This window comes from Nocardia sp. NPDC050413 (assembly GCF_040655475.1).
GTDB lineage: Bacteria > Actinomycetota > Actinomycetes > Mycobacteriales > Mycobacteriaceae > Nocardia > Nocardia coubleae.
In genome coordinates, this window is record NZ_JBFAJZ010000001.1 from 836,010 (window position 1) to 848,319 (window position 12,310).

Annotated in this window: 11 protein-coding genes and 1 pseudogene; 8 read left to right on the top strand and 4 right to left on the bottom strand. The window is 67.4% G+C overall.

What is annotated here, in order from left to right; translation table 11 throughout:
• Nucleotides 1–25: 25 nt before the first annotated feature.
• Both AB0I19_RS04075 and AB0I19_RS04080 read right to left on the bottom strand, forming a co-directional pair.
• Nucleotides 26–1,194, bottom strand: a pseudogene (locus AB0I19_RS04075) (hypothetical protein).
• A gap of 154 nt (nt 1,195–1,348) precedes the next feature.
• Nucleotides 1,349–2,206 (bottom strand): LysR family transcriptional regulator, encoded by an 858-nt coding sequence (locus AB0I19_RS04080; RefSeq protein ID WP_067490379.1) that lies wholly within the window; start codon nt 2,204–2,206, stop codon nt 1,349–1,351.
• Nucleotides 2,207–2,352: 146 nt separating this feature from the next.
• On the opposite strand from AB0I19_RS04080, the gene AB0I19_RS04085 reads away from it, so the two are divergent.
• From AB0I19_RS04085 to AB0I19_RS04105, 5 genes are read left to right on the top strand one after another with little or no spacing between them, the layout of a single operon-like run.
• Nucleotides 2,353–3,795 (top strand): form I ribulose bisphosphate carboxylase large subunit, encoded by a 1,443-nt coding sequence (locus AB0I19_RS04085; protein WP_357144141.1) that lies wholly within the window; start codon nt 2,353–2,355, stop codon nt 3,793–3,795.
• 11 nt (nt 3,796–3,806) lie between these two features.
• A complete protein-coding gene (locus AB0I19_RS04090; RefSeq protein ID WP_067489958.1) occupies nt 3,807–4,229 on the top strand; it encodes a ribulose bisphosphate carboxylase small subunit in 423 nt (140 codons plus the stop codon).
• A complete protein-coding gene (locus AB0I19_RS04095) occupies nt 4,219–5,223 on the top strand; it encodes an AAA family ATPase (RefSeq protein ID WP_357144142.1) in 1,005 nt (334 codons plus the stop codon). The genes AB0I19_RS04090 and AB0I19_RS04095 overlap by 11 nt, the downstream gene beginning before the upstream one ends.
• Nucleotides 5,208–6,290, top strand: a complete 1,083-nt coding sequence (locus AB0I19_RS04100; RefSeq protein ID WP_357144145.1) for a class 1 fructose-bisphosphatase — start codon at nt 5,208–5,210, stop codon at nt 6,288–6,290. The genes AB0I19_RS04095 and AB0I19_RS04100 overlap by 16 nt, the downstream gene beginning before the upstream one ends.
• Nucleotides 6,291–6,300: 10 nt before the next feature.
• Nucleotides 6,301–7,179 carry a phosphoribulokinase gene (locus AB0I19_RS04105; RefSeq protein WP_181697254.1) on the top strand — a complete coding sequence of 293 codons (879 nt, stop codon included), beginning with the start codon at nt 6,301–6,303 and terminating at the stop codon, nt 7,177–7,179.
• Here the strand turns inward: AB0I19_RS04105 and AB0I19_RS04110 are convergent, their stop codons facing one another.
• Both AB0I19_RS04110 and dinB read right to left on the bottom strand, forming a co-directional pair.
• Entirely contained in the window at nt 7,180–7,530 is a 351-nt protein-coding gene (locus AB0I19_RS04110) for a PLD nuclease N-terminal domain-containing protein (protein ID WP_357144148.1), read from the bottom strand.
• Between the two features lie 94 nt (nt 7,531–7,624).
• A complete protein-coding gene (gene dinB, locus AB0I19_RS04115) occupies nt 7,625–8,857 on the bottom strand; it encodes a DNA polymerase IV (protein ID WP_357144151.1) in 1,233 nt (410 codons plus the stop codon).
• A gap of 686 nt (nt 8,858–9,543) precedes the next feature.
• Here dinB and AB0I19_RS04120 point away from each other — a divergent pair.
• The 3 genes from AB0I19_RS04120 (at nt 9,544) to AB0I19_RS04130 (ending at nt 12,289) form a co-directional block, all read left to right on the top strand.
• Entirely contained in the window at nt 9,544–10,647 is a 1,104-nt protein-coding gene (locus AB0I19_RS04120) for a winged helix DNA-binding domain-containing protein (RefSeq protein WP_357144154.1), read from the top strand.
• 86 nt (nt 10,648–10,733) lie between these two features.
• Complete coding sequence (locus tag AB0I19_RS04125) at nt 10,734–11,813, top strand: dihydrodipicolinate reductase (RefSeq protein WP_357144157.1); 1,080 nt, start codon at nt 10,734–10,736, stop codon at nt 11,811–11,813.
• A complete protein-coding gene (locus AB0I19_RS04130; protein ID WP_225279900.1) occupies nt 11,810–12,289 on the top strand; it encodes a carboxymuconolactone decarboxylase family protein in 480 nt (159 codons plus the stop codon). Before AB0I19_RS04125 ends, AB0I19_RS04130 begins: the two co-directional genes overlap by 4 nt.
• The last annotated feature ends 21 nt before the right edge of the window (nt 12,290–12,310 follow it).

The following is a 12,310-nucleotide window of genomic DNA, read 5'->3' on the forward strand; positions in this document are numbered from 1 at the left end:
ACCGCTACCGTGCGCTCACCGTCGGTTACCAATTCCCGTCTTGAACTGTCTTGTCGCCCAACGAGATCACCGGAAGATCGCCGTCGAGCGGCGGGTTCGGCTGTTCGTCGGCCAGCCAGTTGCCGGTGGGTTCGACGGCGGCGAGCTCGGCGGCCGGGGCGAGGTCTTCGGCGTCTGCGGCGTAGTAGTCGAACCAGGGAAGGCCGTGTTCGGCGTAGGACTGCGCGGTGACGGGGGTGGAGGGGGCCGGTTCGCCGGTGATCTGTTCCCACTCGGCGGCGGAAGCGAGGTGGACGAAGATCCGGGCGTCGGCTTCGCGGCGGTAGTCGTCGACGGGGCGGTGGTCGGCGTAGATCTCCTGGCGCATCGTGCCGCCGGCGCCGATCCCCATCGATCTGGCTTGTGGGCTCGCGTGGCCCCGAGCTTTTCCGGCGGGGGCGCCGCGTGGCGCACCGGACGGCCTGGGCGCGGCGGACGGGGCGGGCGCACTGCCGGGCGCTACGGGAGGGGGAGCGCCGACCGGACTCCCCGCAGGCGCACCTGCGACCGCGGCACCGTACGGCGGGGCGCTCACCGGCATCGGAGCGCCGTAAGCCGTTGTCGCCCAGGGCGGATTACCTCCCGGCGGAGGAGCTGGCAGATGGCGTGGGCGTGCCTGTTCCTGCTGCCTGCGCCAGCTCGCAAGCGCCGTTTCGGTGAGCCCGTGCACCGCCAACTGCACCCCACCCCACTGCTCGGCGCCGGTGACCTGCCCTTCGACGGTCGCGCCGAGCCCCATCGGCACCGCGACGAACTGGCGCACGACGCCGTCACCGGAGTTGATGCCGTCGAGCCACGGTTGGTCGGGCAGGGCGAGGTAGTTCTGCGGGTCCTTGCCGAGCACCTCGCTCCACGGCTTGCCCGACACCGCGCACACCTTGCCGACCGCCACTTTCAAGGCGGCCGGGGTGGTTGCCGTGAATTCAACCACAGGGCCTCGCGCTGATACACCGGCAGCATCACCCCGCCGCGTTCCCGCCATTCCTCGGGCACGGTGTCGGGGTAGTCGGCGACCCGCCTCAGCGGGAAGGTGCCGAGCCCCGGCGGCAACGGGTAGGTCCCCGTCTCGGGCAGCCGCAAAGTCCGCACGAATGTCACGCGCACCCCGCCCGGTAGTTCGAGTGCGTCCCCGGAAAGTTTCACCTCGGTTGCCATGCCCCACCCCTTCATTCGACCCGATGACGATCCCGCCCCCTGCCAGACGACGGTACTCACCGCACGAGCGCCCGTCCACGGCTTCTTCGACCGGGATCGACCACCTGTCCGAGCGCCACGGCGCCGATCGCAGACCGCCTCGGCGAACCGGTGATCACGGGCCGATGGCGGCGTGGAAGGCGTCGGCGGGGCCTGTTTCGGCGGGGTCGATGAGGTGGGCGAGGAACAGGCGGGTGGTGAGGGTGGGGGTGGGGGTGGTGACGGCGTGCCAGGGGCGGTCGAGGGGGGTGCCGGGGACGTCGATGGTGTGCAGGGCGCCGGAGCGGAGGTGTTCGCCGACGGCGTCGGAGTGGATGAGGGTGATACCGAGGCCTTCGCGGGCGGCGGCGATGACGGCGCCGTGGGAGCCGAGGGTGAGGGTTGGCGGGTCGATCTGGAGGCGGTCGAGCAGGGCGAGGGTGGCTTCGCGGGTGCCCGAACCGGTGCCGCGCAGCAGCCAGGTGGTGTGGCGGGGGTCGGGATTGTCGGTGCCGACGACGACCAGGGTGCTGGGGCGGCGCGCCTGGATGACCAGGCCCGCGTCGTGGGGCGGTCGGCCGGCGATGACGAGATCGGTTTCGTGGTGCTGCAATTCGAGGAACAGCACGTCGCGCGGCTGGATCGACAGGCTCAGTTCCACGTCGGGGTAGCGGCGGCGAAACGAGGCGAGCGGCCGCAGCACCACGGATTCGCCCGCGGTGGCCACGACGCCGATGCGTAATCGTCCGGCGTCGGCCTGACGGACGGCGGCGTGCGCCTCCTTCATCAAACCGAGGATCCCCCGGCAGTATTCGGCGTACACCCGGCCTGCTTCGCTGAGCGCGATACCCCGTCCTGAACGAACGATCAGTTTGGCGCCGAGCTGCTTTTCGACATGGGTGACGGCGGCCGAGACGGCGGCTTCGGTGACGTGGAGTTGTGCCGCGGCACGGCGGATGGATCCCAGGCGGGCGACAGCGAGGAAAGTTTCCATCCGACCCGAACTGACCCTGCCCATACCCGACGGTAGCAAACTCAACGTTTCGGTTGAGCGTTGTCGGAAACATTCTGATTGTTTCCCCGGCCGGTGCCCCCCATCCTGGAATTCGCTACGGGACAGCGGATTCCACAGGAGGAACCATGGCGGAAGAAACCGAACGGGATCGTTGGGATCCGGGTGTACAGTCCTACGCCTCGATGGGCTATTACGCGCCCGACTACGTGCCGTCGGATACCGATGTGCTCGCTGTGTTCCGGGTGACCCCGCAGCCCGGTGTCGACCCGATCGAGGCGGCGGCCGCGGTGGCGGGTGAATCCTCCACTGCCACTTGGACTGTCGTGTGGACCGACCGGCTCACCGCGCATTCGAAGTATCAGGCCAAGTGCTACCGGGTCGACCCGGTGCCGGGGCGCGAGGGCGAGTACTTCGCCTATATCGCCTACGATCTGGACCTTTTCGAAGAAGGGTCGATCACCAACCTCACCTCCTCGGTGATCGGCAATGTGTTCGGGTTCAAACCATTGCTGGCATTGCGCCTCGAGGACATGCGCATTCCGGTGGCGTATGTGAAAACCTTCCAGGGTCCGCCGCACGGAACGGTGATGGAACGCGAATACCTCAACAAATACGGCAGACCACTGCTCGGCGCCACGGTGAAACCGAAGCTCGGTTTGTCGGCCCGCAATTACGGGCGCGTGATCTACGAGGCCTGTAAGGGTGGCCTCGATTTCACCAAGGACGACGAGAACATCAATTCGCAGCCCTTCATGCGCTGGCGCGACCGGTACCTGTTCGCGATGGAGGGGGTGAACCGGGCGATGGCCGAAACCGGCGAGATCAAAGGCCATTACCTCAATGTCACCGCCGCGACCATGGAGGACATGTACGAGCGGGCCGAGTTCGCCAAGGAAATCGGGTCGGTCGTCATCATGATGGACCTGACCGTGGGTTATACAGCGATGCAGTCGATGTCGAAGTGGGCGCGGCGCAACGGCGTGCTGCTGCATCTGCACCGGGCCGGGCATTCGACGTTCACCCGGCAGAAGACGCACGGGGTGAGTTTCCGGGTGCTGGCCAAATGGTGCCGGCTGATCGGGGTGGATCATCTGCACGCGGGAACCGTGGTCGGCAAATTGGAAGGCGATCCAGCGACGACTCGCGGTTTCTACGACACCTTGCGCGAGAACCACATTCCGGCGCAGCTGAGCAACGGCATCTTCTTCGATCAGGAGTGGGCGAGCCTGCCCGGTGTGATGCCGGTGGCCTCCGGCGGTATCCACGCCGGTCAGATGCATCAGCTGCTCGACCTGTTCGGTGACGATGTGATCCTGCAGTTCGGTGGCGGAACGATCGGTCATCCGCTCGGTATCGCGGCGGGCGCCGAAGCCAACCGGGTGGCGCTCGAAGCAGTGGTCAAGGCCCGCAACGAGGGCCGTGACCTGCTCAAAGAAGGTCCCGATGTGTTGCGGACGGCGGCCTCGACCTGCCGACCGCTCGAGGTCGCGCTGTCGACCTGGGGTGATGTCACCTTCGATTACACGTCCACCGACGCACCCGACGCGGTGCCGACGCCGAGCCTGTAGGGAGACCGGTCATGTATTTGCGACACGGGACGTTCTCGTATCTGCCCGAACTCACCGACACCGAGATCGCCGCCCAGGTGCGCTACGCACTGCTCAACAACTGGCCGGTGTCGATCGAGTACACCGACGATCCGCATCCGCGCAACACCTACTGGGAGATGTGGGGGTTGCCGCTGTTCGATCTGGACGAACCCGACGGGGTGCTCGCCGAGATCAACGCCTGCCGGTCGACGTTTCCTCGTCACTATGTGCGGGTCAACGCCTATGACGCCACCTACACCAAGCAGACGACGGCGCTGAGTTTTCTCGTGCAGCGTCCGGCCGAGGAGCCCGGTTTCGAACTGGCTCGCGCCGAGGGCGCCGATCGCCGCCAGGTCTACAGCGTGCGCTCCTACGCCACCGAACGTCCGCAGGGACAGCGGTATGGGGGCTGAGGGGACCGCCAACGGTTTCCGGTTGCCGCGGCCGGGCGTCACCGACGTCCGGCCGTCGCGCCCGGTCGAGGACGTGGCGCAGACCGAGGAACTGCTCGATGCCGATGCGCTGCTGGATCTTTCGCAGGATCTGGCCGGTCACGACGTCGCCGAGACCCTGACCGCGCTGGATGCCGAACTGATCGGGCTGGCGAATGTGAAGCTGCGGGTGCGGGAGATCGCGGCGCTGTTGATGATCGATCGGGCGCGCCGCCGGTTCGGTCTCGAATCGTCGCGCCCGACGATGCACATGAGTTTCACCGGCCCACCGGGCACCGGCAAGACGACGGTGGCGTTGCGGATGGCGCAGATGCTGCACGCGCTGGGCTATATCCGTAAACCGAAGGTGCACACGGTGACCCGCGACGATCTCGTCGGTCAGTTCATCGGCCACACCGCCCCGAAGACCAAGGAGGCGATCGCCAAGGCCGCCGGTGGGGTGCTGTTCATCGATGAGGCCTATTACCTGTTCCGTCCGGAGAACGAACGCGATTACGGGCAGGAGGTGATCGAGATCCTGCTGCAGGAGATGGAGAACGAGCGGGCGAATCTGGTGGTGATCTTCGCCGGCTACCCGGATCGGATGGACAAGTTCTTCTCGGCCAATCCGGGGTTGTCGTCGCGGGTGGCGCATCATCTGGAGTTCGTCGATTACACCCAGGAGGAATTGCTCGCCATCGCGGAGCTGATGGTGGCGGCGGAGAATTTCGTTTTCGACTCGGCGGCGCGCGAGGCGTTCTCCCGGTATCTGACGGTGCGGATGACGCGACCCCGGTTCTCCAACGCGCGCAGTGTGCGCAATGCGATCGATCGGTGCCGATTGCGCCAGGCCAAGCGACTGGTGGAAGCGGGGCGGCCGTTGTCGCGCGAGGATCTGGTCACGTTGTGCGCCGAGGACGTGTTGGGCAGCAGTGTTTTCGAGGAGGTGGGTGCCTCGCCATGCCGACCAGTTTGAAAACGCTGACCCGCTACACGATCGAGGAGGAACACCGTCATCCCGGGTCGTCGGGGGAATTCTCCGCGCTGGTGAATGTGGTCGCCACCGCCACCAAGATCATTGCCAATCAGGTGACGCGCGGGGCGATTCCGGGACGCGAGGACGGGCCGCTGTCGGCGAGCGACCGTCTCGACGCGTTGACCGACGAGATCATGGTGGCCCAGACCCAGTGGACCGGCCACCTGTCGGGGTTGCTGTCCGAGCAGCGTGCCACCGCGGTGGCGGTGCCGTCCACCCAGCGGCGCGGCAAGTATCTGCTGGCGTTCGACGCTCTGGACGGGTCGAGCAATATCGACGTGAATCTGCCGGTGGGTTCGATCTTCAGCATTCTGCGCGCACCACAGGAGGTGCTCGAGGGCACCGCCGAACCGTGCGACGCAGATTTCCTGCAGCCCGGCGTGCGGCAGGTGTGTGCGGGGTTCACCCTGTACGGGCCTGCCACGATGCTGGTGCTCACGACCGGCAGCGGCGTCGACGGGTTCACCCTCGACCGGGAGATCGGCGCGTTCGTGCTCACCCACCCGCGCATGCGGATCCCGCAGGACACTTCGGGTTTCGCGATCAACGCCGCCAACGAACGGTTCTGGGAGCGGCCGGTGCGCCGGTATGTGCAGGAGTGTCTGGAGGGGGTGGACGGGCCGAGGGGTCGTGATTTCAACATGCGCTGGGTGGCGTCGCTGGTCGCCGACACCTTTCACATCCTGACCAGGGGTGGCATGTATCTGTACCCGCGTGATACCCGCAATCCGGCACGGCCGGGGCGGGTTTCGCTGCTGTACGGCGCCAATCCGATCGCGTTCATCGTCGAGCAGGCGGGCGGGGCCGCAACCACCGGGCACGAACGGGTGATGCTGGTGCCGCCGACGCAGGTGCATCAGCGGGTGCCGTTCATCTTCGGGTCCCGCAACGAGGTGTTGCGGGTCGAGCGTTATCACACCGAGCCCGATGAGGGCCCCAGCTTCGACAGTTCGCTGTTCGGGACGCGTTCGCTGTTCCGGCCGGCCAAGCACGACCAGCGCACCTAGGAGCCGCCCTATGTCGGTCAAACATCCTGTCGTCGCGATCACCGGGTCCTCCGGTGCCGGAACGACCAGTGTCACACGCACTTTCGAGGAGATCTTCCGCCGCGAGGGGATCAGCGCGGTGGTGGTGGAGGGCGACTCGTTCCATCGCTACGACCGGGCGGAGATGAAACTGGCTATGGCCGAGGCCGAAGCGCAGGCCAACACCACGTTCTCCCATTTCGGGGAGGACGCGAATCTGCTGCCCGAGCTCGAGGCGCTGTTCCGGGAGTACGGCGAAACCGGTGTCGGGCAGGTGCGCAAGTACCTGCACGACGACGAGGAGGCCAAACCCTACGGGCAGCCGGCAGGCACGTTCACCCCGTGGGAGGACCTCGCGCCGGGGAGCGATCTGCTGTTCTACGAGGGTCTGCACGGTGCGGCGGTGACCGATTCGGTGAACATCGCCCAGCACACGGACCTGCTGGTGGGGGTGGTGCCGATCATCAACCTCGAGTGGATCCAGAAGGTGTATCGCGACAAGACCCACCGTGGGTATTCCAGTGAGGCGGTGATAGATACGATCCTGCGCCGCATGCCCGACTACGTGAAATACATCTGCCCGCAGTTCTCCCGGACCTACGTGAATTTTCAGCGGGTGCCGACGGTCGACACGTCCAATCCGTTCATCGCGCGCAGCATCCCGACGGCCGACGAGAGTTTCGTGGTGATCCGGTTCGCCGATCCGAAGGTGATCGACTTCCCGTATCTGCTGTCGATGCTGCACGATTCGTTCATGTCGCGGCCCAACTGCATCGTGGTGCCGGGCGGGAAGATGGAGCTGGCGATGCAGCTGATCTTCACACCGTTGATCCTGCGGTTGATGGACAAACGGCCCAAACGCAACCTGTGATCAGACCTCGTCGTTGTCCCGCTGCTGTTGCCTGCGGGCCTCGCGGCGCTGCTGTTCTGCGCGCTCGCGCAGGCCGCGCAGGAAGGCCTCGTCGTCGTCGGGGTTGGTGGCGATGTGGCGGCCGGGCCGGTCGTACTCACTGAAGCGGGTGTTGGACGCCGGGCGCGACGGGCCGATCGGGCGTCCGGCGAACAGCCACAGCAGTGCGCCGATGGTCGGCAGCAGGACGACGACGATCAGCCACCCCATCTTCGGCAGGTGGCGGATGCCGTCGTCGGGGCTGGTGACGATGTCGACGAGGCAGTACACCCACAGGGCAAGGGTCAGGAACCCGATGATCGCGTAGTGCATTGCGGCAGTCCTCTTCGTGGTGGATGGACGGAGGACCCCGACGCCCCCTGGCAGCAAGGATGCCGTATGTGCGGGTGGGGATGTCGTGCCGGGGTCAGTCGGGCAGCAGCGGCACCGACAGACCCTCGCCGCGATCGAGCAGAGCCGCGCGGGTGACGGCGGCGGAGCCGAAGCGGCGGCGCAGGTCGTCGAGGGTGGCGTCGAGAGTGTTGTCGGCGCGTGGTTCCAGCGGGAGGGTCAGCTGCATGGTGTCGGCGTCGTCCAGGTTGGTCAGCGACAGGCCGATGAGGGTGATGCCACGTTCGGCGATCAGTGGTGTGGCGGTGTCGAGTAGGCGGTGGGCGGCCTGGCGGATGGCGGTGGTGGCGTCGGTGGCTTCGACCAGGGTGTGCGAGCGGGTGGCGCGGGTGAAGTCGTCGAAACGTAAGCGCAGCACCACGGTTCGGCACACCCGGTCGGCGGCGCGCAGGCGGCGGCCGAGGCGGTCGGTGAGTCCGTCGAGGTAGGCGGCGATCTCGTCGGGTTCGCGGCGGCGGCCCAGCGCCCGTTGGGCGCCGATGGAACGGCGGCGTTTGCCGGTTTCCACGCGGCGTGGGTCGCGGGCCCACGACAGGGCGAACAGGTGGCGGGCGGCGGCGGGACCGAGGATGGCGCGCAGGTGGGCTTCGCCGAGTTCGGCGAGTTGACCGACGCGGGTGATGTTGTTGGCGTGCAGGGTGGCGGCGGTGACTTTGCCGACGCCCCATAATCGTTCGACCGGCAGCGGGTGCAGGAAGTCGAGTTCGCCGCCGGGTTCGACCAGGCGTAAACCGTCGGGTTTGGCGACGGCGGAAGCGACTTTGGCCAGGAACTTGTTGCGGGCGATGCCGACGGAGATGGGCAACCCGACCTCGGTGCGGATGCGTTCGCGCAATCTTCGGGCGATGTCGACCGGTTCCCCGCTGATCCGCCGCAACCCACCGACATCGAGGAACGCCTCGTCGATGGAGATGCCCTCCACGATCGGAGTGGTGTCGTGGAAGATCGCGAACACCGCCTTGCTCGCCTCGGCATAGGCCGACATCCGCGGCGGCACCACCACCGCATGCGGACACACCCGCAACGCCTGCCCCGCGTTCATCGGCGTCCGCACCCCCAACGCCTTGGCCTCATAACTGGCGGCCAGCACCACCCCGCCACCGACGAGCACCGGCTTGCCCCGCAACCACGGCTGATCCCGCTGCTCGACCGAGGCATAGAACGAATCCAGATCGGCATGCAGGATCGACGCCTCGTCGCGGGACTGGATACGAGGGCGGCGCGGGGCAGCGGGATCGGACACGAACATATGTTCGCATCGATGTCCGACAAGAACGCGGCATCCACGAGCTGCCCGCAAATCCTCGGCGAACGTCAGACTCGGCGAGCTTTCCGGATCCGCACGCCGAACAGCATCCGTCCAACTCCAACCGGACGTGTCCGCCTACCAGCGTCTGGGTCAGGGCGAACTCTGTCGTCGCGCCGCACTCGATGCACGGTGCCGGGTACGGCGACGATTCTGCGACGATGCCGGTTGCGATGGAGCGGCTCAACGCGGTGTCTGGCGAGAGGGCGCCGCGTTCCGGCTCGCTGCGCGCCGGGGCACCACGATGACTTGGCAGTTCGAAGATTCGTGCCACAGCACTCGGCCGTGGACGGACTCGCCTCGCAGAGGTAGCTGTGCGTCCAGCGGCACGCTCGTCACTCGCAGGAGACCGACCGCGTCCTGCCCCTGATCGAGCTCGATGAAGACGCCGAAAGGCTGTCGCCCAATTACTCTTCCGGTCACGAGGCTGCCGACAGGCAGCGATTCCACTGTGTCCGGCCACGCGGTGCGTGCCCGGCGAGCCCATTCTTTGTCAACGGGCCAGAAGTACTCGTCTGTTGCCATCGGCGTCGAGTCTATGCGCCACAGCGCGACGGAACCGCCGGGGTTTGTCGGACCTGTCTGCTGGGATGGGGGTCCGGAGTCGGCGGTGAAAGAGGTTGGTGCGCATGGTGAGTGCCAGGTGGGATCAGGTGTTCGCGTGGCGGCTGGGGCGGCAGTTCGTCGCGCCTCGGAGTGGCGAGGCGGTCGAGGAGATCGCGGGGCGGTTGGTCGGGGTGCAGGCGCAAGTGGCGTCGGCGGCGGAGACGGCTGTCGCGGTGCGCGGTGGTTCGGTGGGATCCGTGGCTGCGGCGCTGTCGGTGGGTGGGTTGGTGAAGACGTGGGCGATGCGCGGGACGTTGCATGCGATGGTGCCGGGGCAGGCCGCGGCGGCGTTGGCGTTGATGGGGTCGGCTCGGACGTGGGAGAAGGCCTCGTGGGTCAAGACGTTCGGGGCCACTCCGGAGCAGGTGGCGGCGTTGGTGCAGGTGGTGTCGGGGGTGCTGGCGGAGCAGGTGCTCACCCGCGAGGAGTTGGTGGAGGCGGTGCTTGCCGAGCCGGGGTTCGGGCATCTGGGGGAGCAGTTGCGGTCGGGGTGGGGTGCGGTGCTCAAACCGTTGGCGTGGCAGGGGGCGTTGTGCCACGGACCGATGCGTGGCACGAAGATCACCTTCACTTCGCCGGGGAACCTGGTGGCGGACTGGTCCGGCCTGCCCGAGCCCGACGTTGCGGCGCCCGCGCTGATCCGGGCGTACCTGGGCGCCTACGGTCCGGCGACGCCGGAGTCCTTCGATGCTTGGCTCAGTCGCAACAGCTTGCGTAAGACGGTGGTGCGTGGATGGTTCGCGGCCCTGGGAGATGAACTGACCGAGATCGAGGTGGAAGGCCGAAAGGGATGGCTGCCCACCGAATTCGTCGACGAACTCACGGCCGCGACCCCGGATGCTGCGATCCACCTGCTCGGGCCGTTCGACCAGTACGTCCTCGGCCCCGGCACCGGCGACACCGCACTCCTGGCGGCCGACCATCGGGCGAAGGTCAGCAGGACGGCCGGATGGATCTCACCGCTGGTGCTGGTGGGCGGCCGGATCGCGGGCACCTGGGAGCAGCAGGGTGAACAGGTGGTGGTGACGCCGTTCGACGGCGCGCGGTTGCCGAAGCGGGCGTTGGATGCGGCGGTGGAGCGGCTCGCCACCGCAATCGGCGGCGACCTCACCGTGCGCGTCGAGTAATCGGCACGCCGTCACGTCGGGGCGGTCGCTCGAATCCGGTTTCCCGATCCGCCACGGGCGAACCAAGCGCTTGCTACGGTGAGGCGATGATCCCCACGATCGTCTGGGGCACCGGCAATGTCGGTCGCGCGGCCATCCGCTGCGTCACCGCTCATCCGGCGCTGGAACTGTCCGCGGTGCTCGTCCACGACCCCGCGAAGGTCGGCCGCGATGCCGGTGAACTCGCAGGCCTCGACACCGAACTGGGCGTGCGCGCGACCGATGACATCGAGGCCGTGCTCGCGGCCCGGCCCCGTGCGGTGGTGTACGCGGCGTCCGGCGATATCCGGCCCGACGACGCGCTCGCCGACATCGTGCGCGCGATCCGGGCCGGTGCCGTGGTCGTGACGCCCGCGCTCTACGCCCTCTACGACCCCCGTAACGCGCCGGCCGAGATCCGTGACCCGGTGCTGGCGGCGATCGAGGACGGCGGTGGTTCGCTGTTCGTGTCCGGCGTCGACCCCGGTTGGGGCAACGACGTGCTGCCGGTGCTGATCAGCGGGCTCGCGGGCACCGTGGATGTGGTGCGCTGCCAGGAGATCTTCGACTACTCCACCTACGACCAACCCGACTCGGTGCGTTACCTGGTGGGGATGGGGCAGCCGATGGACTATCAGCCACCGATGCTGTTGCCCTCGGTGCCGACGATGGTGTGGGGCGGGCAGATCCGGTTGCTGGCCAGGGCACTGGATGTGGAACTGGACGATGTCCGCGAGACCGTCGAGCGGCGTGCACTCGATGCCACTGTGCAGACGGTGCGGATGGGTGAGTTCGCGGCGGGCACGCAGGGGGCGGTGCGTTTCGAGGTGCAGGGCATCGTCGAGGGCGAGGCACGCATCGTCATCGAACATGTCACCCGTATCCACCCGGACTGCGCCCCGGATTGGCCCTCGCCACCCGACGGGGAGGGTGCGCACCGGGTGATCATCGAGGGCAGCCCGCGCATCGAGGTGAATGTGACCGCCACCGACGAGGGCGGTAACCGGGCGGCGGGCGGAAATGCCACGGCGGTGGGCAGATTGGTCAACGCGATCGACTGGCTGGTTGCCGCCGAACCAGGTCTCTACGACGCGCTCGAGGTTCCGTTGCGCGCCGCGGTCGGCAAACTCGGAAGGAAGATCCCATGATCATCGACGTGCCGCAGGGCAAGGATCCGATCGGGTATGTGTGGGGCGAGATGGTGCCCGGTATCGGTGTCGCGGCCGCGGCGTTCTCGCTGTCGGTGTACGAGCACTCCACGCTCGGGCTGCGGGAGTTCGAGGCGGCCCGGTTGCGCATCGCCCAGATCAACGGGTGCCTGTTCTGTCAGGACTGGCGCACCGAACGCGACGGGGTGAAGGTCGAACCGGAGTTCGCCGACGCGGTCACCGACTGGCGCGACACCGACCGGTTCGACGAGCGGACCCGTTTGGCGGCCGAATACGCCGAGCGCTACGCCACCGATCATCACGGTCTCGACGACGACTTCTGGGCCCGCATGTTCGCCCACTACACCCAGCCCGAGGTGGTCGAGTTGAGCATGAGTATCGGTTCGTGGCTGGCTTTCGGCCGCCTCAACCGGGTCCTCGGCTTGGACACGGCCTGCGTGCTGCCTGGGCATTGAGCCGCGCGGCCGCGCCCGGCG

What these genes read in the sequence shown, in the direction of transcription:
- AB0I19_RS04110 (WP_357144148.1), bottom strand. Translation starts at nt 7,530, where the DNA reads ATGCACTACGCGATCATCGGGTTCCTGACCCTTGCCCTGTGGGTGTAC.
- AB0I19_RS04100 (WP_357144145.1), top strand. Translation starts at nt 5,208, where the DNA reads ATGCCGACCAGTTTGAAAACGCTGACCCGCTACACGATCGAGGAGGAA.
- AB0I19_RS04130 (WP_225279900.1), top strand. Translation starts at nt 11,810, where the DNA reads ATGATCATCGACGTGCCGCAGGGCAAGGATCCGATCGGGTATGTGTGG.
- AB0I19_RS04085 (WP_357144141.1), top strand. Translation starts at nt 2,353, where the DNA reads ATGGCGGAAGAAACCGAACGGGATCGTTGGGATCCGGGTGTACAGTCC.
- AB0I19_RS04125 (WP_357144157.1), top strand. Translation starts at nt 10,734, where the DNA reads ATGATCCCCACGATCGTCTGGGGCACCGGCAATGTCGGTCGCGCGGCC.
- AB0I19_RS04080 (WP_067490379.1), bottom strand. Translation starts at nt 2,206, where the DNA reads ATGGAAACTTTCCTCGCTGTCGCCCGCCTGGGATCCATCCGCCGTGCC.
- dinB (WP_357144151.1), bottom strand. Translation starts at nt 8,857, where the DNA reads ATGTTCGTGTCCGATCCCGCTGCCCCGCGCCGCCCTCGTATCCAGTCC.
- AB0I19_RS04120 (WP_357144154.1), top strand. Translation starts at nt 9,544, where the DNA reads ATGGTGAGTGCCAGGTGGGATCAGGTGTTCGCGTGGCGGCTGGGGCGG.
- AB0I19_RS04105 (WP_181697254.1), top strand. Translation starts at nt 6,301, where the DNA reads ATGTCGGTCAAACATCCTGTCGTCGCGATCACCGGGTCCTCCGGTGCC.
- AB0I19_RS04095 (WP_357144142.1), top strand. Translation starts at nt 4,219, where the DNA reads ATGGGGGCTGAGGGGACCGCCAACGGTTTCCGGTTGCCGCGGCCGGGC.
- AB0I19_RS04090 (WP_067489958.1), top strand. Translation starts at nt 3,807, where the DNA reads ATGTATTTGCGACACGGGACGTTCTCGTATCTGCCCGAACTCACCGAC.